Source organism: Burkholderia sp. AU44665, from assembly GCF_030504405.1.
GTDB classification, from domain to species: Bacteria; Pseudomonadota; Gammaproteobacteria; order Burkholderiales; family Burkholderiaceae; genus Burkholderia; species Burkholderia semiarida.
The window spans coordinates 22176-45780 of the sequence record NZ_JAUJRI010000015.1 but is presented as its reverse complement, the minus strand read 5'-3'; the positions used below and the strand labels follow the sequence as shown (position 1 = coordinate 45780).

The following is a 23605-nucleotide window of genomic DNA, read 5'->3' as shown; positions in this document are numbered from 1 at the left end:
TCGGCTTACTTGACGGTCAGATGCGTCTTCGACTGCGCTTCGTGATACTCGTCGTGGAACTCGTAGGTCCCGGCCTTCAGCGGCCCGACGAGGATCTCGACCGACTTGCCGGCCGGCACGACCTTCTCCGCCTTGAAGTCGTCGCTCTCGAATTCGGCGGGCGTCGCGTCGAGGTTCTTCACGACGAATTTCACCTTCTTGCCGGCAGGAATCGTCACGCCGTCCGGCGAAAACTTGTGGTCCGTCAGCGTGAGGTTGACGACGTCGTCGGCAGCGAAGGCGGACGTGGCCGACGCGCCCAGCAGGGCCAGTGCGAAACCGATAGCGAAACGGGTCATGTGCGTAATCGTTTGAAATATGGAAGGGAATCGATACTAAGATCGATTCGCATTTTCACCCCGAAGTACCCTTACTCGCGGCATGGAGATCGTGCACCGTCGATGCGACGCGCGCGTTGCCGCGCAAGGCTTTGCCGGGTTTTGCCGGCAATGCACGGCCGTCAATCGGGAAAGATTCGGACTGACGCCCGCATGCAAATGCCCATTCGTCAGACCTCAGCATTACAAATGGCTGATGCGATGCCCACCGCCGTATGCGGCGCACTTGACCTTCCCACCATGGCAAGCTTCATGCTGAACGTATTCGTCAACCACCAACCCGGAGAACACACGATGGAATTCGAAGTCCAGGACATGACCTGCGGCGGTTGCGCCAACGCGATCACGCGCGCGGTGACGGCCGCCGATCCCGCCGCGAAGCTCGACATCGACGTCGCGGCGAAGATCGTCAAGGTCGAGTCGGCGCAAGGCGCCGAACGCGTGCGGTCGATCATCGAAGCCGCCGGCTTCCATCCCGCGCTGCGCAGCGCGTAACGCGCTCGCGATCGCCGGCGCACCGCCGAACGGCGAGGCGCCGGCAGTCACCCATGCGTCAGCGCAGCCGGATCAGCGTCGACTTCAGTTCGGTGTACTTCTCGAGCGCATGCAGCGACTTGTCGCGGCCGTTGCCAGACTGCTTGTAGCCGCCGAACGGGAAGTTCATGTCGCCGCCCTCGTCATAGCAGTTCACCCACACCGTGCCCGCGCGCAGCCGGCGCGACACGTCGTGCGCGGTCGTCAGGTTCGACGTCCATACGGCCGCGGCCAGCCCGTACTCGGTGTCGTTCGCGATCCTGACGGCCTCGTCGACGTCGTCGAACACGATCACCGACAGCACGGGCCCGAAGATTTCCTCGCGCGCGATCTTCGCATCGGGCTTCACCTCGAACACCGTCGGCTCGACGTAGAAGCCGCCCGTTTCCGCATGCACGCGTGCGCCGCCGGTAACGAGCCGGCCTTCGCCGCGCCCCGCCTCGATGTAACCGAGCACGCGCTCGAGCTGGATGCCGTCGACGATCGCGCCCATCGACACCGACGGATCGAGCGGATTGCCCGGCACGTAGGCGCGCGCGGCCGCGACGAGCTTCTCGATGAACGCATCCTTGATGTCGCGATGCACGAGCAGCCGGGAGCCCGCCGTGCACATCTCACCCATGTTGTAGAAGATCGCGCCGGCCGCCGTCTGCGCCGCGCGGTCGAGATCGGGGCAGTCGGGCAGCACGATGTTCGGCGACTTGCCGCCGAGCTCCAGCCACGCGCGCTTCAGGTTCGACTGCGCCGCGTACTGCATGATCAGCTTGCCGACCGCCGTCGAGCCCGTGAACGCGATGCAGTCGACGTCGCGATGCAGCGCGAGCAGCTTGCCCGGCTCGCCCGCGCCCGGCACCACGTTGAACACGCCGGCCGGCATGCCGGCCTCGAACGCGAGCTGCGCGACGCGGATCGCGGTCAGCGGCGATTTCTCCGACGGCTTCAGCACGACGCTGTTGCCGGCCGCGAGCGCGGGGCCGAATTTCCATGCGGCCATCAGGATCGGGAAATTCCACGGCACGACGGCGGCCACCACGCCGACCGGCTCGCGCGTGACGAGGCCGACGAGATGGTGATCGGCCGGCGCGACCTCGCCGCCGACCTTGTCGATCGCCTCGGCGAACCATTCGACGCAGTACGCGGCGCCCGGCACGTCGACCGTCGTCGTGTCGCCGATCGGCTTGCCCGCGTCGAGCGTCTCGAGCAGCGACAGCTCGTCGAGATGCGCGCGCATCAGCGCGGCCCAGCGCAGCAGCACGGCCTTGCGCTCGCGCGGGTTCAGGCCGGCCCACACGCCCGCATCGAACGCGCGGCGCGCGGCCGCGACGGCGGCGTTCACGTCCGCTTCGCCGCAGTCGGCGACCTTCGCCAGCACGCGGCCGTCGATCGGGCTCACGCAGTCGAAGGTCCTGCCGCCGTGCGCGTCGCGCGGCGCGCCATCGATGAATGCGCGCCCTTCGATCTCGAGCGACGCCGCCTTGCGTTGCCAGTCAGCCAAAGTCAACTTGTTCATCGGGATACCTCAATGTTGTGGCATTCGCGATGCGGCACGCCGCGCGCGTGGCACGCGGCCGGCCTGCAGCGAATGCGGTGACGCGCGGTCAGAAGGTCGCCGGCGAATTGGCCGAGACGACCTCGCAGATCAGTTCCGCGCTGGGATTGCGAAAACGATGCGGCAAACGGCTTTCGAAGTAGTAGCCGTCTCCGGGGTCGAGCAGCCACGTCGCGCCGTCGACGGTCAGCTCGAGCCGGCCCGACACGACGACGCCGCCCTCGTGCCCCGCGTGCACCAGCATCTCGGGGCCCGTGTCGGCCAGCGGCTGATAGGTTTCGCGCAGGATGCACATGTTGCGGTCCTTCACGTTCGCGCCGACGAGCTGAAACGCGAGCGACTCGTTGCCGAGGTTCGGCATCTCGTCGCGACGCGACACGATCGCGCGCGATTCGACGAGTTCGAACGTGAAGAACTCGGCGAGACTCATCGGAATGCATTCGAGCAGTTTCTTCAGCGAGCCGACCGACGGGCTCACGCGCCCCTGTTCGATCAGCGAGATCGTGCCGTTGGTGACGCCGGCGCGTTTCGCGAGTTCGCGCTGCGACAGGCCATGCTTGTTGCGCACGAAACGCAGGCGCTCGGCGACTTCGGTGGACATCGGTTCGGTTTCGGACACGATAAGTGCGATGGCAAAGTGAAACGACGCATGGGACAGCCGTTGAATATTCTAATCACTTTATGACGCACATCAGCGGGGAAAACCCTGAAAGCCGTTCGAAATAATGGACGGCGCGCCGACTATTCCCTTTACGAATCTTTTATTCGTACTGCTCGGGAAAGCCCTGATGCAGGACCATTAAAAAACATTTGACGCCGTTATTGGCTCGTATATGCTGGCTCTCAGGTCAGCGTCAAAGCGGCATCGCAACGCAGCAATCGATGCCCGTCAATGTTGAATGACGCAGGGCCGGCGCCTCGATTATTTTAAACGCCCCGCGCGTCGAAACGATCAGGTGTTCAATACTTTCAACAAACCAGTCGAGTGTAATCGTGAGAGTCCGTGGCCCTCTGGTGAGGTGGGATCGAGGCGATGTGCGAAGTTTGCGCAGCGCCGGTCCCGCTTCCGACGGCAGTTGCGGCTGGCATAGTCCTCGCCTGCTTCACCTGTCGATCTACACCATCCTGTCCCGTCGTTCCGTTCGGCGCCACAACGCCGTTTCCGCACGCGCATTCGTCGCCGTCGATACCGACGAAGTGGCGTCGCTGCTGCCGTAGCGCCTCTCCTTTCTTTACGCCGTTCGTTTCGTCCGCCGATTCGCCAACCGCATCGTCCATGCGGTGACGGAACGCGTGCGCGCATGCGTTGCCGCGTCGCGCATCGCGTATCGCAATGAAACGAACGACGGCCTGACCGTCGCGCGCAGCGCGGATCGCCACGCCATCCCGTTGCGCCCATTCACCAGCGGCCGTGCGCCTCGCGCCCGGCTGCGGGGTCGTGTCGCGCCCGCGTTTTGCCGCATTCGGCTCGATGCACGTCACGTCCCTACGGATTACTGATTGACGTCATGGAAAGGAAACCTCTCGTCGGCATCACCGCCGACCTCACCCAGATCGGCGCCCACGCGTCGCATACGGTCGGCGACAAGTACGTCGCCGCGATCGTCGACGGCGCGCAGGCGCTCGCGATGGTGCTGCCGGCCCTCGGCGAGCGCCAGTCGACCGACGACGTGCTCGACGCGGTCGACGGGCTGCTGTTTACCGGCAGCTACTCGAACGTCGAGCCGCATCTGTATGGCGGCGAACCGAGTGCGCCGGGCACGAAGCACGACCCGGCGCGCGACGCGACGACGCTGCCGCTGCTGCGTGCGGCCATCGTCGCGGGCGTGCCCGTGCTCGCCGTATGCCGCGGCTTCCAGGAGCTGAACGTCGTCTTCGGCGGCACGCTGCACCAGCACGTGCACGACGTGCCCGGCCTCGCCGATCACCGCGAGGACGACGACGCGCCGCTGGACACGCAATACGGCCCCGCGCACGTCGTGCGCCTGACGCCCGGCGGCAAGCTGCATGCGCTCGCCGGCGGCCGCGACGAAGTGCACGTGAACTCGCTGCACAAGCAGGGTATCGCGCGGCTCGGCGCGGGCCTCGCGATCGAGGCCGTCGCACCGGACGGCCTGATCGAGGCCGTGAGCGTCGCCGACGCGCCGGCATTCGCGCTCGCCGTGCAGTGGCATCCGGAATGGCGGCACGCGCAGAACCCGCTGTCGAGCGCGATCTTCCGCGCGTTCGGCGATGCCTGCCGCGCCCGCCGCGCCGCCCGTGCGCGGGCCATGGCCGCCGCCGCGCTCGCCTGAGCGCGCCCACCAGACAACGAGAACAGACATGCAAGACATCGAAGGCTTTCTGAAGCAGCACCGGATCACCGAGATCGAAGCGATCATTCCCGACATGGCCGGCATCGCGCGCGGCAAGATCACGCCGCGCAACAAGTTCACGTCCGGCGAATCGATGCGCCTGCCGCAGGCCGTGATGGTGCAGACCGTCACCGGCGACTATCCGGAAGACGGATCGCTCACCGGCGTGACCGACCCCGACATGGTGTGCGTGCCCGACACGTCGACGATCCGCCTGATCCCGTGGGCCGTCGACCCGACCGCGCAGGTGATCCACGACTGCGTGCATTTCGACGGCTCGCCGGTCGAGATCTCGCCGCGCTACGTACTGCGCCGCGTGCTCGACCTGTACAAGGCGAAGGGCTGGAAGCCCGTCGTCGCACCCGAGCTGGAGTTCTACCTGGTCGACATGAACAAGGACCCCGACCTGCCGCTGCGCCCGCCGGTGGGGCGCACGGGCCGCCCGGAAACGGGCCGCCAGTCGTATTCGATCGAGGCCGTCAACGAGTTCGACCCGCTGTTCGAGGACATCTACGAGTACTGCGAAGCACAGAACCTCGACATCGACACGCTGATCCACGAAGTCGGCGCCGCGCAGATGGAGATCAACTTCATGCACGGCGACGCGCTGTCGCTGGCCGACCAGGTGTTCCTGTTCAAGCGCACGGTGCGCGAGGCCGCGCTGCGTCACAACATGTACGCGACGTTCATGGCCAAGCCGATGGAGGACGAACCGGGCTCGGCGATGCACGTGCACCAGAGCATCGTCGACGAGGAAACGGGCCAGAACCTGTTCACGTCGCAGGAAACGGGCGGCGCGACGTCGATGTTCTACAACTACCTCGCGGGGCTGCAGAAGTACACGCCGGCGCTGATGCCGATCTTCGCGCCGTACATCAACTCGTACCGCCGCCTGTCGCGCTTCATGGCCGCGCCGATCAACGTGCAGTGGGGCTACGACAACCGCACGGTGGGGTTCCGCATTCCGCATTCGGGCCCGGCCGCGCGCCGCATCGAAAACCGCATCCCGGGCGTGGACTGCAACCCGTACCTCGCGCTCGCCGCGACGCTCGCGGCCGGCTACCTCGGCATGACGCAGCGCCTGGAGCCGACCGAGCCGCTGGTGAGCGACGGCTACAGCCTGCCGTACCAGTTGCCGCGCAACCTCGAGGAAGGGCTGACGCTGATGGCCGCGTGCGAGCCGCTCGGCGAGATCCTCGGGCCCAAGTTCCTGAAGGCGTATTTCGCGCTGAAGGAAACCGAATACGAAGCGTTCTTCCGCGTGATCAGCTCGTGGGAACGCCGCCATCTGCTGCTGCACGTGTAAGCGTGCCAACCGCATACGGAATCACGGAGGAAACATGACTTACCGCAACGAATCTGCCTGGATCCAGCCGGCCGCGCCGCGCGCGACGCAGGCGCGCTCGACCGCCGAATATCGCGCGCTCGACGCCGCGCACCACATCCACCCGTTCTCGGACATGGGCGCGCTCAACCGCGCCGGCAGCCGCGTGATCGTGAAGGCCGACGGCGTCTACCTGTGGGACTCGGACGGCAACAAGATCATCGACGGGATGGCCGGCCTCTGGTGCGTGAACGTCGGCTACGGCCGCAAGGAGCTCGCCGACGCCGCGTATCGCCAGATCCAGGAACTGCCGTTCTACAACACGTTCTTCAAGACCACGCACCCGCCGGTGATCGAGCTTTCCGCGATGCTCGCGGAAGTGACACCGGCCGGCTTCAACCACTTCTTCTACTGCAACAGCGGCTCGGAAGGCAACGACACCGTGCTGCGCCTCGTGCACCAGTACTGGCGCGTGCAGGGCAAGCCGCAGAAGAAATACGTGATCTCGCGCAGGAACGGCTATCACGGCTCGACGATCGCGGGCGGCACGCTCGGCGGGATGGGCTACATGCACGAGCAGATGCCGTCGAAGGTCGAGCACATCGTGCATATCGACCAGCCGTATTTCTTCGGCGAAGCGCAAGCAGGCGAGACGCCCGAAGCGTTCGGCCTCGCGCGCGCGCGGCAGCTCGAGGCGAAGATCCTCGAACTCGGCGCGGAGAACGTCGCCGCGTTCATCGGCGAGCCGTTCCAGGGCGCGGGCGGCGTGATCTTCCCGCCGTCGACGTACTGGCCGGAAATCCAGCGGATCTGCCGCAAGTACGACATCCTGCTGGTGGCCGACGAGGTGATCGGCGGGTTCGGGCGCACCGGCGAATGGTTCGCGCATCAGCACTTCGGCTTCGAGCCGGACCTGATCACGATGGCGAAGGGCCTGACGTCGGGCTACGTACCGATGGGCGCGGTGGGCATCCACGAGCGCGTCGCGCGCCCGATCATCGACAACGGCGAATTCAACCACGGCCTCACGTATTCGGGCCACCCGGTGGCGGCGGCCGTCGCGGTCGCGAACCTGAAGCTGCTGCGCGACGAAGGGATCGTCGAGCGCGTGAAGACCGACACGGGCCCCTACTTCCAGGCGCTGATGCGCGAAACCTTCGCACGTCATCCGATCGTCGGCGAAGTGCACGGCCACGGGATGGTCGCGAGCCTGCAACTGGCCGAAGCGCCGGCCGAACGCCGCCGCTTCGCGAACGGCGGCGACGTCGGCACGATCTGCCGCGACTTCTGCTTCAACGGCAACCTGATCATGCGCGCGACCGGCGACCGGATGCTGCTGTCGCCGCCGCTCGTGATCTCGCGCCAGGAAATCGACGAGCTCGTGTCGAAGGCGAAGAAGGCCGTCGACGCCACCGCCCAGCAACTGGGTATTTCGTAACGGTTTTGCCTACAGGCGTGCGGCGGGCGCCGCACGCCGCCATCATCCAGGGGAATTCCACCATGCGTGCCTGCTTACTTCGCCAAGCCTGTTCCATCGCGGCCCTTGCCGCAGTGGCCGCGTTCACGTCGGTCGCCAGCCCGTCGGCCCATGCCGAGGACCTGAACGTCTACAACTGGTCCGACTACATCGCGCCGGACACGATCCCGAACTTCCAGAAGCAGACGGGTATCCACGTCAAGTACGACAACTACGACAGCGACGACACGCTTCAGGCGAAGCTGCTGGCCGGCAGCTCGGGCTACGACATCGTCGTGCCGACGTCGAACTACATGGCCAAGCAGATCCAGGCCGGCGTGTACCAGAAGCTCGACAAGTCGAAGATCCCGAACCTCGCGAATCTCGACCCGCTGCTGATGAAGATGATCGCCGACGCCGACCCCGGCAACCAGTACGGCGTGCCGTGGGCGTACGGCACGGACGGCATCGGCTACAACGCGCAGGCGGTGAAGAAGGCGCTCGGCGACAAGGCGCCGGTCGACAGCTGGGCGCTGGTGTTCGACCCGGCCAACATGGAAAAGCTGAAGAGCTGCGGCGTGTCGTTCCTCGACCAGGCCGTGGACGTGTTCGCCGCCACGCTGCAGTACATGGGCAAGGATCCGAACAGCAAGAACCCGGCCGATTACCAGGCTGCGTTCGAGGTCCTGAAGAAAGTCCGCCCGTACATCACCCAGTTCAATTCGTCCGGCTACATCAACGACCTCGCGAACAACGACGTGTGCGTCGTGCTCGGCTGGTCGGGCGACGTCGGCATCGCGCACCGCCGCTCGGCCGAGGCGAAGCGCTCGTACGACATCAAGTTCGCGAACCCGAAGGAAGGCGGCCTGCTGTGGTTCGACGTGATGGTGGTCCCGAAGGACGCGCCGCACCCGGAAGCCGCGATGAAGTGGATCAACTACATTTCCGACCCGAAGGTCAACGCGGCGATCACCAACACGGTGTTCTACCCGACCGCGAACAAGGCCGCGCACCCGTTCGTCACGCCGGCCGTCGCGCAGGACCCGACCGTCTACCCGCCCGAAGACGTGCTGAAGAAGATGGTGCTGATGAAGCCGATGCCGGCCGACATCCTGCGCCTCGAGAACCGTCTGTGGGCGCAGTTGAAGACGGGCCACTGACCGCCATGCATCGCGGCGGCGCAGGCATCGCGGTACGCCTGCCCGCCTGAGATCCGCGGACGTCCGTCCGCCCGCGCGCCACGCGCGCTGTTCCATCCGGCACGAGCCGTTGCTCGCGAGTCGCGTTGCGCGCCTCGCGCGGGGACGCTCACGCCTGCAATCCGTGAAGAACGAATGGTGACTCCCATGCAATCGATACCCTCTTCCGCTGCCGCACGCCAGACCCAACCGGCCGCCGCGCCCCGTACGCAGAACGATGCATTCGTGCGCATCGAAAACGTCGTGAAGAAATTCGGCGACAGCACGGCCGTCGACAACGTGAACCTGACGATCGCGAAGAACGAGCTGTTCGCGCTGCTCGGCAGCTCGGGCTGCGGCAAGTCCACGCTGCTGCGCATGCTCGCCGGGCTGGAAACGGCCACCTCCGGCAAGATCTTCGTCGACGGCGAGGACCTCGCGTCGCTGCCGCCGTACCGCCGCCCGGTCAACATGATGTTCCAGTCGTACGCGCTGTTCCCGCACATGACGGTCGAATCGAACGTCGCGTTCGGCCTGAAGCAGGAAGGGACGCCGAAAAACGAGATCAAGGAGCGCGTGGCCGACGCGCTCGCGCTCGTGCAGATGAGCAAGTATGCGAAGCGCAAGCCGCATCAGCTGTCGGGCGGCCAGCAGCAGCGCGTCGCGCTCGCGCGTTCGCTGGTCAAGCGCCCGAAGCTCCTGCTGCTCGACGAGCCGATGTCCGCGCTCGACAAGAAGATCCGCCAGAAGACCCAGCTCGAACTCGTGAACATCATCGAGAAGGTCGACGTGACCTGCGTGATGGTCACGCACGATCAGGAAGAAGCGATGACGATGGCGAGCCGCCTCGCGGTGATGAGCGAAGGCAAGATCGTGCAGATCGGTTCGCCCGGCGAAGTCTACGAATACCCGAACAGCCGCTTCTCGGCCGAATTCATCGGCTCGACGAACCTGTTCGAGGGGCGCGTGGTCGAGGACGAGCCCGATCACATCTTCGTCGAGAGCGACGACCTCGAAACCCGCATGTACGTGAGCCACGGCGTGACCGGCCCGCTCGGGATGCCGGTCGGCATCTCGGTGCGTCCGGAGCGCATCCACGTGTCGCGCGAGAAGCCGGGCTCGAAGCACAACTGGGCGCGCGGCGTCGTCACCGACATCGCGTACATGGGCAGCTATTCGCTGTATCACGTGCGTCTGCCGAGCGGCAAGACGGTGGTGTCGAACCTGTCGAGCTCGCACCTGATGAACGACGGCGCGCCGGCGTGGAACGACGACGTGTTCGTGTCGTGGTCGCCGGCCAGCGGCGTCGTGCTGACGCAGTGAGGACGCCACGATGAGAACCTCCGCTTCCACGCCTTCCGCGCCGGTGTCGACCGGCGCCGCGCGCACCGGCGCGGGCCGCGCCCGCCCGGGCCGCTTCGCCCCGCTGTCGCGCTTGCTGCCGTCGGGCCGCACCGTCGCGATCGGCGTGCCGTTCCTGTGGCTGGCCGTGTTCTTCGCGCTGCCGTTCGTGCTGGTGCTGAAGATCAGCTTCGCCGACCAGGTGATGGGCATCCCGCCGTACACGTCGCTCGTCGAGATCAAGGACGGCGTCGTGCACTTCGCGCTGCAACTGTCGCACTACGCGTTCCTGCTGCAGGACGACCTGTACATCGCGACCTACCTCAGCTCGCTGAAGATGGCCGCCGTGTCGACGGTGCTGTGCCTGCTGATCGGTTACCCGATGGCGTACTACATCGCGCGCTCGGAGCCGAACCGCCGCAACGTGCTGATGATGGCCGTGATGCTGCCGTTCTGGACGTCGTTCCTGATCCGCGTGTACGCATGGATCGGCATCCTGAAGGACGACGGCCTGCTCAACCACACGCTGATCGCGCTCGGCATCATCCACACGCCGCTGCGGCTCTATCACACCGATGCGGGCGTCTACATCGGGATGGTCTATTCGTACCTGCCGTTCATGGTGATGCCGCTCTACGCGCACCTCGTGAAGATGGACCTGACGCTGCTCGAGGCCGCGTACGACCTCGGTGCGAAGCCGTGGGTCGCGTTCACGCGCATCACGCTGCCGCTGTCGAAGAACGGGATCATCGCCGGCAGCCTGCTGGTGTTCATCCCGGCGGTGGGCGAGTACGTGATCCCGGAGCTGCTCGGCGGCGCCGACACGCTGATGATCGGCCGCGTGATGTGGGATGAATTCTTCAACAACATGGACTGGCCGATGGCGTCCGCGGTGACGGTCGCGATGGTGCTGCTGTTGCTGGTGCCGATGGCGCTGTTCCAGTACTACCAGGTCAAGGAACTGGGAGACGCGAAATGATCAAGCCGAACAAACCGCTGTCGACGGGCGTGCTCGCCTTCGGCTTCCTGTTCCTGTACATCCCGATCATCAGCCTCGTCGTGTACTCGTTCAACGAATCGAAGCTGGTGACGGTGTGGTCGGGCTTCTCGCTGAAATGGTACGCGGCGCTGCTGGACGACGACGAGCTGCTCAACTCCGCGTGGCTGTCGCTGAAGATCGGTCTCCTGACAGCCACCGCGTCGGTCGTGATCGGCACGTGGGCGGGCTTCGTGCTCGCGCGCTTCGGCCGTTTCAAGGGCTTCACGCTGTACACGGGGATGATCAACGCGCCACTGGTGATTCCGGAGGTGATCCAGGGGATCTCGCTGCTGTTGCTGTTCGTCGCGCTCGAGCAGATGTTCGGCTGGCCGAAGGGGCGCGGGATGGTGACGATCTGGATCGGCCACGTGATGTTGTGCGTGTCGTACGTGGCGATCATCGTGCAGTCGCGCGTGAAGGAGATGAACAAGTCGCTCGAGGAGGCCGCGCTCGACCTGGGTGCGACGCCGCTGAAGGTGTTCTTCGTGGTGACGCTGCCGCTGATCTCGCAGGCGCTGCTGTCGGGGTGGCTGCTGTCGTTCACGCTGTCGATCGACGATCTGGTGCTGTCGGCGTTCCTGTCCGGGCCCGGCTCGACGACGCTGCCGCTGGTGGTGTTCTCGCGCGTGCGGCTGGGCTTGAACCCCGAGATGAATGCGCTGGCGACGCTGTTCATCACGGCCGTGACGATCGGCGTGATCGTCGTGAACCGGATGATGATCGCGCGCGAGCGGCGCCGGATGGCCGACTTGAAGGCGGCGTTCGCGGCGGCCTGACGGCCCGCCGCCCGCTTCGACGACAACAAGCACTGCAGACAAGCAACACGCGCTGCCCCAGGGGGGGCGCGCGATTCGATCCCGATTTGACAGGCGCACGACTAGGAGAATCCGCAATGAAGAAGAAACTGATCTGCCTGCTGGTGGCCGGCGCGTTGCCGGGCGTCGCGCTGGCCGGTTCGACATCCGCCGAAATCAAGGCGCTGCAGGCGCAGGTCGCGGCGCTGCAGAAACAGATGAAGGCGATGCAGGCGCAGCTCGCCGCGAAGCCGGGCGGCGCGGCGGCCGTCGCGGCGTCCGGCGCGAGCGGCGGCATGGCCGGCGGCGGCAGCGCCGTCGCGGTCGCGGCCGATCCGGGCTCGCCGGATTACGGCCGCGCGCGCGCCATGCTGACCAACGACGAGGTCAGCGAAATGAAGCAGCAGATCGCGAACCAGCAGTTGAAGGTCGACTCGCTGACCGACGCGGCCAACACGGGCCCGCTCGCCGGCCTGTCGGTCACCGGCTACATCGATCCGACCTACGTCTACAACCGCGCGGCCGGCACGTCGTCGTTCCTGTTCGCGAACCACGAGAACGCGTACAACTATTTCAACAGCACGTTCGGCGATCTTTACCTCGACATCAAGAAGACGTTCGGCGTCGGCCCGATGGCGCCGTCGGCCGAGATCACGCTGATGCCGAACCGCGGCAACGGCATCACGCTGCTGCAGAACTCGCGCGGCTCGATCACCGACAACCTGCTGAACACGGCGGTCGTCAACGTGCCGATCACCGCGTCGACCACGCTGGTGGCCGGCCTGATCCCGAGCTTCGGCGGCTACGAGGTGCAGCAGTCGAACCAGATGCTCACGCTCACGCACAACCTGCTGTACGATTTCTCCGATCCGGGCAGCTACGTCGGTGTCGGCGCGAACTACACGAAGGGCGCCTGGGCGTGGAAGTTCTTCCTCGGCAACGAGCAGTACCGCACGTACGGTTCGGTCACGCAGACGGGCACCAACGCGCTCGGCGATCCGATCACCACCAGCAACAAGGTGCCGACCTTCACCGCGCGCGCCGACTACACGTGGTCGAGCGCGCTCGACATCGGCGGCTCGTTCAACATCGGGCGGCAGACGCTGGCGAGCGCGATCGACGATCAGGGCAACGTCCACTACGGCCCGGGCGGCGCGGCGCCGAGCGGCTACGGTTCGTTCTTCTTCGGCGAACTCGACGCGACCTACACGCTCGCCGACGTTCAGTACAACGCCGAAGTCGACTACGGCCGGCAGCAGCATGCGGCGTTCAACGGCGGGCTCGCGCAGTGGTACGGGCTGTCGCTGCTCGCGCACCGCAAGTTCAACGCGCCGGTGGTCGGCCGCATGGGCGTGACGCTGCGCTACGACCTGCTCGCGAACTCGAAGAACGGCGGCGGGGGCGGCGGTATCGCGCTGAACGGCAACGGGATGGACCCGAGCAACGGTTTCGGCGTCGACGCGGACTGCCTCGCGATGTCGAAGGCCGGCGGCGGCCTGGGCTTCGAGTGCAAGGGCGCGGTGCGCCAGGACGTCGCGCTCGACCTGCTGTTCTATCCGACCCAGCAGATCACCGTGAAGGTCGAATACCGGCACGACTGGGCGAACAACAAGGTGTTCCTGCGCAACGACGGGTCGTACGGCAAGTCCAACGACCTGCTCGCGACGCAGTTCATCTATTCGTTCTGATGCGGCACGCGCGGGGCGCCGTGCCGCACGCACGGCGTCCCGCGCCGTTTTTTGGGTGGCCGCGCGCAGCGCGCGGCCTTGTCGAGGGAGTCGGTTTCATGACGCAGTCTTTCACCCGCCGCGCCGATGCGCTCGCGCGCGACTCGTACTACGAAGCAACCGCCGCGCGGCCCGCGGCGGACGATCCGACGCTCGAAGCGGCGATCGACGTCGACGTGTGCGTGATCGGCGCCGGCTTCGCGGGCCTGTCGACGGCGCTCGACTGTCGTGCGCGCGGGCTGTCCGTCGCCGTGATCGATGCGCACCGGCCCGGCTGGGGCGCATCGGGCCGCAACGGCGGCCAGGCGATCACGGGCTTCGCGAAAGACGAAGCGATCGAGCGGCAGCTCGGCGCCGACGGCGCACGCGCCGCGTGGTCGCTGTCGCTCGACGGCGTCGCGCTGATCGCCGAGCGCATCGCGCGCTACGGAATCGACTGCGACTTCACGCGCGGCTACCTGACGGTCGCGACGAAGCCGCGCCGCATCGACGACCTGCGTGCGTGGATGAACGCCGCGACGTCGCGCTGGGGCCATCCGTCGCTCGCGTGGCTCGATACCGGTGAGATCCAGGCGCGCATTGCATCGACGCGCTATCTGGCCGGCGTGCACGATCCGCTATCGGGCCATCTGCATCCGCTCAAGTACTGCCTCGGGCTCGCCGATGCCGCGCGCCGCGAGGGCGTCGAGCTGTATGCGCACACGCCCGCGCTCGACGTCGTGCGCGGCGCGCGGCCCGTCGTGCGCACGCCGTCGGGCGAGGTGCGCTGCCGCTTCGTCGTGTCGTGCTGCAACGCGGGCCCCGGCGGCGTGCTGCCGGCGGCGACCGCCGCGCGCATCGCGCCGATCGCGTCGTACATCATCGCGACCGAGCCGCTCGGCCGCACGCGCGCCGACGCGCTGATCGCCCGACGCGAAGCCGTGTGCGACAACAATTTCTTCCTCGACTACTTCCGCCTGTCGGCCGACCACCGGATGCTGTTCGGCGGCCGCGCGAATTCGGCCGGCGCGTCGCCCGCCGCGCTCGCCGAAGCGATCCGGCAGCGCATGGTCGGCGTGTTCCCGCAGCTCGGCGACGTGCGCGTCGAGCACGCGTGGGGCGGCTTCGTCGACGTCACGCGCAACCGCGCGCCGGATTTCGGCGCGATCGATCCGAACTTCTTCTACGTCCAGGGCTTCAGCGGGCACGGCGTCGCGCTCACCGGCATCGCCGGGCGCGCGGTCGCGGGCGCGATCGCGGGCGACACGCGCGCGTTCGACCTGTTCGCGCGCCTGCGTCACCGGCGCTTTCCCGGCGGCGACGCATGGCGGCAGCCTGCGCTCGAGCTCGGCATGCTGTACCACCGCGTACGCGAGCTGTTCTGAGCCCTTTCACTCCGCGCTTCCTATCATGCAGACATTCGCCAACCAGCCGCACGTCGCGTCGTACTACGCGGCGACCGCCAACGATACGACCCGCCACGCGCCGCTCGCCGGCACGACCGACGCCGACGTGTGCGTGATCGGCGCGGGCCTCACGGGCCTGTCCGCCGCGCTCAACCTCGCCGAGCGCGGCCATTCGGTGACCGTGCTCGAAGCGTCGCGGGTCGGATGGGCAGCGAGCGGCCGCAACGGCGGCCAGCTGATCGGCGGCTTCGCGTGCGACATCGACACGTTCGCGCGATTCATGCCGGAAGGCGACGTGAAGCGCATCTGGGACATGGGGCTCGAAACGCTGTCGCTCGTGAAGTCGCGCATCGCGCGGCACGGCATCGACTGCGCGCTGATGCCCGGCTATCTGACCGCGGCCAACACCGAGCGCGACGCCGATGCGCTGAAGCGGTGGCGCGACGAAGCCGCGCAGCGCTTCGGCTACGACCGCTTCCACTTCGTCGAAGCCGACGCGCTCGGCGATTACGTGCAGTCCGAACGCTATCGCGGCGGCCTGTACGACCCGGACAGCGGCCACCTCCATCCGCTGAACTACACGCTCGGCCTCGCGCGGGCGGCAACCGAAGCAGGCGTGCGCATTCACGAGGACAGCTGCGTGACGCGGGTGCGCGACGTGTCCGGTGGCCACGTCGTCGAGACGAGCGGCGGCAACGTGCGCGCGCGCTTCGTCGTGCTCGCGTGCAATACGTACGTCGGCACGCTCGCGCCCGCGCTGTCGAGGAAGATCATGCCGGTCGGCACCTACGTGATCGCGACCGAGCCGCTCGGCCAGGCGCGCGCCGGCGCGCTGATGCCCGCGCGCGCGGCGATCTGCGACAGCCGCTTCGTGCTCGACTATTTCCGGCCGGCGCCGGACACGCGGCTCGTGTGGGGCGGCAAGGTCAGCTATTCGACGCGCGAGCCGCGCGATCTCGCCGCGGCGATGCGCGCGGACATGCTGAAGACGTTCCCGCAGCTCGCGGACGTGAAGGTCGATTATGCGTGGGGCGGCTTCGTCGACATCACGATGAACCGTGCGCCGCATTTCGGCCGCATCACGCCGACGACGTACTTCGCGCAGGGATTTTCAGGGCACGGCGTGAACACGACCGCGCTTGCGGGCAAGCTGATCGCCGAAGCGATCGACGGACAGGCGAGCCGCTTCGACCTGTTCGACAAGATCCGGCATCGCGACTTCCCCGGCGGCGAGGCGCTGCGCACGCCGGCACTGGTGCTCGCGATGAGCTGGTACCGGCTGCTGGATGCGTTCGGCGCGCATTGAGCGTGATTGCGCGGCACTGCATTGCGATACGGCCGTGAGCGCGAAAACGCGGCAAACACACACCGCGCGCGCACATGGTGCAGCCGTTCGGCCGGATTGCATGTGATTGCGCGGCACTGCATTGCGATACGGCCGTGAGCGCGAAAACGCGGCAAACACACACCGCGCGCGCACATGGTGCAGCCGTTCGGCCGGATTGCATGCAGGCGGCACGGCGGGCGCATGAAGCGCCCGCGCGCCCTGCGCCGCTCAGTCCGTGCCGTACTTCGGCGAATGCGGACCGTACAGCAGCCCGTTCGGCGGACCGGCCGACAGCAGTCGCGTGCTGGTGTACGCCGCAACGTCGTGGCTCTGGTCCATCAGCGTGTTCGCGATCTGCTTGACCGCGGCCACCACGAGCATGCCGATCAGGCTGCCGCCGCCGTTGTTGTTGCCTTCGTCGCTGCTCGCGCTCGCGCGGCCCTGCCACAGCACGTCGCCGGTACGCAGGTCGACGAGCTTCGCCGATGCCGACACGACCGTCGCGCTCGCGAGAACCCGGTAGACGGTGCCGTACTGCGACACCTTCGAATACAGCGCGGCGTCCGCGCCGAAGATCTCGCGCAGCTTCGCGGGCGACGTCTCCTGGATCTCGGCCGGGTTGGTCAGGCCGTTCTGCTTGAACGTCTCGTCCATCACGGCGACCGGCACGACGTAATAGCCCGACTCGGCGAGCGGCAGCGTCATCTGCGACAGCAGCCCGTAGGTCGCGCCCACGTCGGACGTCTCGTTGAGCGGCGGCAGCACGAGGATCGAGCGCGGCTGGCTCTTCTTGAACGCAGTGTAGTCGGGCCGTTTCACCGGTTGCGCGCACGCGCTCAGCAGCGCGACGAGCGACAGCACGGACAGCAGCTTGAATGAGAGTGTCTTGAACATGGCGGGTGCGTCGCTCACTGTTTGGCGGTGGTCGGATCGGCGTTCTTCTGGCCGGCGACCGTCTGGTCGACCGCCTTCTGGCCGGCGGCCTTCGGGTCAGCGGCCTTCGGCGCACCGGTTTTCTTCTTCAGCAGGAAGTCCATGTAGGTCGCGGACTCCGGAAACAGCTGTTTCTCGGCCTGCAGTTCCTGTTCGGCCTGCTGCTCGCTGCCGATGCTCGCGTACAGCATCCCCAGATGCGCGTGGAAGCCCGGCGGCGGCGTATGGCCCTTGCCGCGAATCTCCTGCAGCGCTTTTTCGAGCGCGTCGATCTGCTCCTGCGGCGACTTCTGCCCCTTGAAGTATTCGTACACCTGCGGCTGATAGCCGGTCCACTGATAGAGCGGCGGCGTGGAGCTCGCGCAGCCGGCGAGCAGCAAGGCGGCGGCCGTCGCCGGCAGCCAGTTACCCCGTTTCATGGTCTTTTCTCTTGTGATGTCGTGTTGAATCGGTCGAGCGCGGCGCCGGCCCCGGCGCCCGCTGCGGCGGGTTGCGACGCTTACTGCGCGACCTTCAATGCGCCGGCGTCGACCTGCTCCGCCAGATGGTTCACGGCTTCCTGGATCGCGAGATCCAGCACCTTGCCGTTGAGCGTCGAGTCGTAGCCGGCCGTGCCGCCGAAGCCGATCACCTCGCGGTTCGACAGGCTGAACTCGCCCGCGCCCTGGCTCGATGCGACGACTTCCGACGTGGTCGTGTCGACGATGTTCAGGTTGACCTTCGCGTACGCGACCTGCGTCTTGCCGCGGCCGAGAATGCCGAACAGCTGATGATCGCCGACGTCCTTGCGGCCGAACTCGGTCACGTCGCCGGTGACGACGTAGTTCGCGCCCTTCACGGCCTGCGCCTTCTTCATGAAGCCCGCTTCCTGCTTGATCTCGTCGAGGTTCTCGCGATCGAGCACGTTGAAGCGGCGGCTCTGCTGCAGGCGCGTGACGAGGATCGTCTTCGCCTGTCCGCCGAGGCGGTCGATGCCGTCGGAGAAGATGCCGCGCATGTAGCTCGAACGGTTGTCGAACTTGCCGACGGCGATCGCGACGGGCTTGCCCGCGTACGGCTTCTGCGCGCTGCTGACGGCCGGCACGTCGAGCGTGCGCGACGATTCGGTCGCGCAGCCGGACAGCGCCGCGACGACCGCGGCCGCCACGAGGACGGTGCGTCGTGTCTGAATGTTCACTGCTGGTCTCCTTGCGTGGAAAAATGGCCCGGAATGGGCATGCCGGCTCACAGGCTGACTGAAGAGCCGGCGGTTGATGCGGTGATCGAAACGGCCTGGGCGTGCTTCGGCGCGCGCGACTTCATCGCCCGGACGGCGACGGAGAGGGCGGCATGCGAAGAGAAAATGCGCGCAACGGATCGGTCGCGGCAAGATGCGAACGCGCGGCGCATGAATCGGCGCCCCCACGTGCGCCCGCTACGCGATGATTCTGGTTACTGCGCTGTTGTTCGCGCATGATCGGCCCCGTATATGATTTTTGTCGATCATACCAAGCCTGATTATCGAGACGGTATTTCTTGAGAAGAATGGACGTGCTTTCCGAATCGTCGGCCAGCGCGTGATATACGACGCGCCGACCGAGCATGGGTGCAACGCGCACGGCGGCCCCGCGAGCCGGCGCGCCCGGTGCGTCCCAGGATGTGTTCACGCCCTAGTCGGCCACCTTCTGCCGCATCGTCACGAATTCCTCGGCCGCGGTCGGATGAATGCCGATCGTGTCGTCGAACTGCGCCTTCGTCGCGCCCGCGCGAATCGCGATCGCGATGCCCTGGATGATCTCGCCCGCATCGCGGCCGACCATGTGCGCGCCGACCACGCGCTGGCTGTCGCGCGCGACGACGAGCTTCATCAGCGTGCGCTCGTCGCGGCCCGACAGCGTGTGACGCAGCGCCTTGAACGACGTGCGGTAGATATCGACGTCGCCGTGCGCGTGACGCGCATCGGCCTCGGTCAGGCCGACCGTCGCGACCTCCGGCTGGCTGAACACGGCCGACGGCACGTATGCGTGATCGACCGCCACGCGCGAGCCGCCGAACAGCGTGCGCGCGAGCAAGCCGGCGTCGCGCGTCGCGACCGGCGTGAGCTGCGGCCGCGACGTGACGTCGCCGATCGCGTGGACCGACGGCACCGACGTCGCCGAATACGCATCGACGGCGATCGCGCCGCGCGCATCGAGCAGGATGCCCGCCTGCTCGAGCCCGATCCCGTCGACGTTCGGCACGCGCCCCGTCGCATAGAGCACCTGATCGTACGGCCCGTGCCGCGCGTCGCCGACGCGCACGAACAGCGTGCCGTCGCTCGCGCGCTCGATCGATTCGATCACCGCGCGCGGGTGAATCGTGACGCCCTGCTTCGTCATCTCGTCGGTCAGGAACTGGCGCACGTCGTCGTCGAAGCCGCGGAGGATTTTTTCGCCGCGATAGAACACGTCGACGTGACTGCCGAAACCGTTGAAGATGCCCGCGAACTCGACCGCGATATAGCCGCCGCCGACCACCGCGATGCGCTTGGGGCACGTCGCGAGCGACAGCGCCTCGCGCGACGTGATCGCGTGTTCGATGCCGGGCCGCGGCGGCAACACCGGACGCGAGCCGGTCGCGATCGCGATGTGGCGCGCACGGATCGTGCGCGCGCCGACCGCGACCGTGTGCGCGTCGACGAGCGTCGCGCGGCCGGCGTGCATGTCGACGCCGGATTGCCGCAGCAGGCTGATGTAGATGTCGCTCAACCGGTTGATCTCGCGATCCTTCGCGGCGATCAGCGCGCGCCAGTCCAGCGTGCCGGCGCCGAAAGTCCAGCCGAAGCCCTTCGCATCGTCGACTTCATGCGGGTAGTGCGACGCGTACACGAGCAGCTTCTTCGGGATGCAGCCGCGCAGCACGCAGGTGCCGCCGATCTGCTCTTCTTCCGCTATGCCGACGCGTGCGCCGTATGACGCGGACATGCGCGCGAGCCTCACGCCGCCCGAGCCGGCGCCGATGACGAACAGGTCGTAGTCGAAATCCATCGCATTCCCTCATCGCAGTTCGGATGGGGGCACGATAGCAAGATTCGGGGATTCGTGCGGCGCATGACGTGCGCCCGATAAAAAACGGCGAGAGACGACGCCTCTCGCCGGTCAAACCGGCTGGCGGTTGTGCCATGCGTCACCGATCGACCGCATGCCCGACCTGCCGGTTGCGCGGCACCGGCCGGCCCGGGCGCGCGAAGGGCGCGCCCGCGGCCGGACCGGCCGCCATGCTCATGCCTGCGACGTGTCGCTGCCGTCCGTCGCCTGCGTATCGTCTGCCTGCTGCGGCTGCTCGTCCTTCTTCTCGAGCATGCCTTCGATCGCCTCGGCGCCCTTGAAGCCGGCGACGGCCGCGGCCGCCTTGGTCAGCAGGCCCGCATCCGGGTCCAGCTTTTCCACGCCTTCGACGGCGGCCACTGCGCCGGCGATTTCACCCACGACATTCAGGATACCCATCGTCATCCCCTTTCAAGAAAATCGTGAGCGCATCGTCCCACGAAAGAAACCGGCGAACCGCATTTGTCATCGCCGGATACAGAAGTTACGCACCAGGCCGGCCGCGCTCGCGGAGCGCGATCGGAACGACGCACGCGCACGCCGGACGGCATGCCACGCGCGATGCACGCAGCGTAGCGGAAAGCCTGCGCGCGTACTGTAAAAGTATGTTCTGGATTGCCGACGGATCGCTTACGGCGCGGGACTGCCGCAATGGAGCGTTCGCCGAATAGTCGGGCGCGCGCATGAAGGTCGCGCGACGAAAAAAAAGAGGCTCCGCGGAGCCTCTTCGATGCGCGCCGGACGAAGCCGGCGCATGCATTTTCCGACGTTCGTCAGAAGATATTGCGCAGGCCGATCGCGATGCCGGTCTGGTTGCTGCGGCCAGGCAGCTCGACGTTCGCCGCGCCGTTCGTCTTGTTGAAGTCGACGGTGCCGTAGATTTCGGTGCGCTTGCTCAGCGCGTACTCGGCGATGCCGACGATCGCGTAGCGGTTGCCGCTCGCGAGCGTGCCGTTCGTGGTCATCGCATTGCGCATGTGGTCGTAGTAGAACGCGCCCGTCAGCGTCAGCGGCGCGCTGACCTGCCAGCTCACGCCGGCGAACGGACCGTCGTCGATGCGGCCCGTGCCCTTCGCGACCGGAATCGACTGCTGCGCGAGCAGGCTGTCGACGAAACCCGTGTCGTCCTTCGAGCGCAGGTAGCCCGCGTAGATCTTCGCCTTGCTGAACGCGTACACGACGTTCGCGTGGTAGATCGTCTGCTTGCGCGCCGAGTTGTCGCTGTTCTGCTGCGCGCCGGCCGCGATGCTGAGCGGGCCCATCACGTACGACAGCGACACGCCCCATGCATTGCCCTTGCCGAGCGAGCCCGGAATCTGGCCCGAGAAGCCGCCGGCGCCGGTCGATTCGTAGTTGGTGCCGGTCGAGTACATCGCCTTCGCGGTCAGGCCCGCGAACGTGCCCGTGTACTTGATCTGGTTGTCCGCATACAGGCCGCCGCCGAGGGCGACCGGCAGCCACGCGTTTTCGAGGTAGTTGCCGACGGTGAGCGGATCGTAGGTGTCCGCCAGCAGGTCGAACAGCGGCGTCTTCTGGCGGCCGAGCGTCACCGTGCCGTACGGGCTCTGCAGGCCGACGTACGCCGCGCGGTTGAACAGGCGGCCGCTGTCGGCGAATGCGCCGTTCTGCAGGTTCACGCCGCTCTCGAGGTTGAACACGGCCTTCAGGCCGCCGCCGAGGTCTTCCGTGCCGTAGATGCCGAAGCGGCTGTTCGTGATCGCGCCGTTGCTCATCGACAGCAGGCCGTCGTTCTTCGCGTTGGCGTTGGTCAGGTAACGGATGCTGGCGTCGGCGACGCCCCACAGCGTGACCGAGCTTTGTGCTGCTGCGTACTGGCTGGCGAAGGCCAGCGCCGCGCCCCCTGCGATAGCGGCGAGTCGGGTGGTCTGCTTCATGAGCGTTCCTTTTTTAGGTGTCTCCATTCGTGACCGGCCGCGTGCGCAGCCGGGTGGCGATCGCACACGTTCATGGCGCGCGCGATGTGGGCTGAATCATAAGACGAGTGCGAACGCTGAAAGAAATTGAAATACGCGGCAAGCGCGCGATTGTCGTCCGGGAGCAACGTTTCCCGCGCGGGGCCTGGCTCGCGCGGTGGGTGGACGGGAGGTGACGGTGCGCGGCGGCGCCGGCGGGCGAGTACGGCACTGCGAGGCTCGACGATGGTGCGGTGCGGTCACGCGGATTGCGGCGAAAGAGCCGGCGAAATCGTTGCGCTGGCTGCCGCTTGCTGTCCGCTGCTTGCCGATTGCCGCCCGCCGCCGCCTGCCGCCTGCCGCCTGCCGCCTGCCGTCAGGCCGTTTGCGTCGCCCCGTCGCTGCCGGTGCCCGCGTCGCCGTTACCGTCCTCGCTCCCCGCACCGCCGTTCCCCGCGCGCCGCCACGCCCGCCGCACGATCTCCGCGAACGCGCCGACGAGCAGCAGCACCGCGCCCCACAGCGCGATGTCCGGCACGAGCCGCGTCACGAGGCCGCCGACCACCGCGCCGGCCAGGAAACAGAAACTGATCGTCGCGAGCAGCGCCGAGTCGTGCAGCGCGCCGGCGTCGTAGCGCGGGATCAGCCCGACGAACAGCTTCTGCGCGGCACGCCGCAGGTTGCCGGTCGTCATCACCGACGTGTACGACAGTTCCTCGAGATGCGTGAACGACAGCGTCTGCAACGTCGCGACGAACGAGATGCCCGGAATCAGCCATGCGCTCGACGCACCGACGAGGCCGCTCGCGGCGACGCCGAGAAACGCGATCTCGACGATAAGGCTCACGAACGCCGTATGACGCATCCAGCCGCGCCGCGCGGCGAGGCCGAACAGATGCGCGACGAAGACCGCGAGCACGAAGCCGCCGAGCGGGGGCACGTGGTGCAGCGCGGCGGCCCATTCGCCGGCCGACAGGTTGATGCCGAGCAGCGCGACGTTGCCGGTCATCGTGTTCGCGAACACGTGGCCGTGGCCGACGTAGGTGTACGCGTCGAGATAGCCGCCGGACAGCGTCAGCAATGCGGCGACAGTGAGATTGCGGCTGGCGCCGTCGAGATCCATCGATCCTCCGTGGTGTGCGCGGCGGGCGGCGCGAATGTCGGTCGTGCCGGCAGGCGCGGCGCGCCGCCGGCACTGCGCGACCGAGCTTCGCCGCCTGCCGTGCGCCAATATAACGTGCGCCACCGGGCGCCGCGCGTCGCACTAGCCGCTGAACCGTCGCGCGCAACGGCCGGCGACATGCGACAC

General features: G+C 67.1%; 23 protein-coding genes. 12 read left to right on the top strand and 11 right to left on the bottom strand.

The features are described 5' to 3' along the window. Nucleotides 1-5: 5 nt before the first annotated feature. Entirely contained in the window at nucleotides 6-338 is a 333-nt protein-coding gene (locus QZM15_RS24935; protein WP_302107452.1) for a cupredoxin domain-containing protein, read from the bottom strand. Between the two features lie 333 nt (nucleotides 339-671). Between QZM15_RS24935 and QZM15_RS24930 the strand changes: the two genes are divergently transcribed. After that, a complete protein-coding gene (locus QZM15_RS24930; protein ID WP_059576472.1) occupies nucleotides 672-872 on the top strand; it encodes a heavy-metal-associated domain-containing protein in 201 nt (66 codons plus the stop codon). A gap of 58 nt (nucleotides 873-930) precedes the next feature. Here the strand turns inward: QZM15_RS24930 and QZM15_RS24925 are convergent, their stop codons facing one another. After that, on the bottom strand, nucleotides 931-2421 hold the full coding sequence (locus tag QZM15_RS24925) for an aldehyde dehydrogenase (protein WP_059641229.1): 1491 nt from the start codon (nucleotides 2419-2421) through the stop codon (nucleotides 931-933). Between the two features lie 88 nt (nucleotides 2422-2509). Further along, nucleotides 2510-3061, bottom strand: a complete 552-nt coding sequence (locus QZM15_RS24920) for a cupin domain-containing protein (RefSeq protein ID WP_059641368.1) — start codon at nucleotides 3059-3061, stop codon at nucleotides 2510-2512. Between the two features lie 434 nt (nucleotides 3062-3495). On the opposite strand from QZM15_RS24920, the gene QZM15_RS24915 reads away from it, so the two are divergent. The 11 genes from QZM15_RS24915 (at nucleotide 3496) to QZM15_RS24865 (ending at nucleotide 16364) form a co-directional block, all read left to right on the top strand. Next, entirely contained in the window at nucleotides 3496-3678 is a 183-nt protein-coding gene (locus QZM15_RS24915) for a hypothetical protein (protein ID WP_059576381.1), read from the top strand. A 290-nt stretch (nucleotides 3679-3968) separates the two neighbouring features. After that, nucleotides 3969-4754, top strand: coding sequence for a gamma-glutamyl-gamma-aminobutyrate hydrolase family protein (locus QZM15_RS24910; RefSeq protein ID WP_060966558.1), 786 nt, complete (start codon nucleotides 3969-3971; stop codon nucleotides 4752-4754). A gap of 28 nt (nucleotides 4755-4782) precedes the next feature. Then, nucleotides 4783-6120, top strand: coding sequence for a glutamine synthetase family protein (locus tag QZM15_RS24905; protein ID WP_059576368.1), 1338 nt, complete (start codon nucleotides 4783-4785; stop codon nucleotides 6118-6120). A 34-nt stretch (nucleotides 6121-6154) separates the two neighbouring features. After that, nucleotides 6155-7576 carry an aspartate aminotransferase family protein gene (locus tag QZM15_RS24900; protein WP_302107451.1) on the top strand — a complete coding sequence of 474 codons (1422 nt, stop codon included), beginning with the start codon at nucleotides 6155-6157 and terminating at the stop codon, nucleotides 7574-7576. A gap of 62 nt (nucleotides 7577-7638) precedes the next feature. Next, nucleotides 7639-8754 (top strand): polyamine ABC transporter substrate-binding protein, encoded by a 1116-nt coding sequence (locus QZM15_RS24895; protein WP_059583859.1) that lies wholly within the window; start codon nucleotides 7639-7641, stop codon nucleotides 8752-8754. A gap of 186 nt (nucleotides 8755-8940) precedes the next feature. Continuing rightward, complete coding sequence (potA, locus tag QZM15_RS24890) at nucleotides 8941-10095, top strand: ABC transporter ATP-binding protein (protein WP_011546395.1); 1155 nt, start codon at nucleotides 8941-8943, stop codon at nucleotides 10093-10095. A gap of 10 nt (nucleotides 10096-10105) precedes the next feature. Beyond that, nucleotides 10106-11092, top strand: coding sequence for an ABC transporter permease subunit (locus QZM15_RS24885; RefSeq protein WP_124864467.1), 987 nt, complete (start codon nucleotides 10106-10108; stop codon nucleotides 11090-11092). Beyond that, complete coding sequence (locus QZM15_RS24880; protein ID WP_059583866.1) at nucleotides 11089-11928, top strand: ABC transporter permease subunit; 840 nt, start codon at nucleotides 11089-11091, stop codon at nucleotides 11926-11928. Before QZM15_RS24885 ends, QZM15_RS24880 begins: the two co-directional genes overlap by 4 nt. A gap of 116 nt (nucleotides 11929-12044) precedes the next feature. Then, entirely contained in the window at nucleotides 12045-13634 is a 1590-nt protein-coding gene (locus QZM15_RS24875; RefSeq protein WP_089465218.1) for a DUF3138 family protein, read from the top strand. Nucleotides 13635-13732: 98 nt separating this feature from the next. Further along, nucleotides 13733-15037 carry an FAD-binding oxidoreductase gene (locus QZM15_RS24870; RefSeq protein ID WP_302107450.1) on the top strand — a complete coding sequence of 435 codons (1305 nt, stop codon included), beginning with the start codon at nucleotides 13733-13735 and terminating at the stop codon, nucleotides 15035-15037. A gap of 25 nt (nucleotides 15038-15062) precedes the next feature. Beyond that, a complete protein-coding gene (locus tag QZM15_RS24865) occupies nucleotides 15063-16364 on the top strand; it encodes an FAD-binding oxidoreductase (RefSeq protein WP_302107449.1) in 1302 nt (433 codons plus the stop codon). Between the two features lie 249 nt (nucleotides 16365-16613). On the opposite strand, the gene QZM15_RS24860 is transcribed toward QZM15_RS24865, so the two are convergent. The 8 genes from QZM15_RS24860 to QZM15_RS24825 form a co-directional block, all read right to left on the bottom strand. Continuing rightward, nucleotides 16614-17279, bottom strand: a complete 666-nt coding sequence (locus QZM15_RS24860) for a DUF799 domain-containing protein (protein ID WP_059583871.1) — start codon at nucleotides 17277-17279, stop codon at nucleotides 16614-16616. A gap of 14 nt (nucleotides 17280-17293) precedes the next feature. Then, nucleotides 17294-17737: a DUF4810 domain-containing protein gene (locus QZM15_RS24855; RefSeq protein ID WP_059583873.1), complete on the bottom strand. Its 444-nt coding sequence runs from the start codon at nucleotides 17735-17737 to the stop codon at nucleotides 17294-17296. A gap of 80 nt (nucleotides 17738-17817) precedes the next feature. Beyond that, complete coding sequence (locus QZM15_RS24850; RefSeq protein ID WP_185716591.1) at nucleotides 17818-18489, bottom strand: CsgG/HfaB family protein; 672 nt, start codon at nucleotides 18487-18489, stop codon at nucleotides 17818-17820. Nucleotides 18490-18616: 127 nt separating this feature from the next. Next, nucleotides 18617-18964: a hypothetical protein gene (locus QZM15_RS24845; RefSeq protein WP_302107448.1), complete on the bottom strand. Its 348-nt coding sequence runs from the start codon at nucleotides 18962-18964 to the stop codon at nucleotides 18617-18619. A gap of 3 nt (nucleotides 18965-18967) precedes the next feature. Beyond that, nucleotides 18968-20323 (bottom strand): glutathione-disulfide reductase, encoded by a 1356-nt coding sequence (gene gor, locus QZM15_RS24840; protein ID WP_059583875.1) that lies wholly within the window; start codon nucleotides 20321-20323, stop codon nucleotides 18968-18970. Between the two features lie 234 nt (nucleotides 20324-20557). Then, complete coding sequence (locus QZM15_RS24835) at nucleotides 20558-20782, bottom strand: hypothetical protein (RefSeq protein WP_059584024.1); 225 nt, start codon at nucleotides 20780-20782, stop codon at nucleotides 20558-20560. Between the two features lie 374 nt (nucleotides 20783-21156). Then, a complete protein-coding gene (locus QZM15_RS24830) occupies nucleotides 21157-22278 on the bottom strand; it encodes a porin (protein ID WP_060312162.1) in 1122 nt (373 codons plus the stop codon). A gap of 394 nt (nucleotides 22279-22672) precedes the next feature. Beyond that, a complete protein-coding gene (locus QZM15_RS24825) occupies nucleotides 22673-23419 on the bottom strand; it encodes a YoaK family protein (RefSeq protein ID WP_060010296.1) in 747 nt (248 codons plus the stop codon). Nucleotides 23420-23605: the final 186 nt, after the last annotated feature.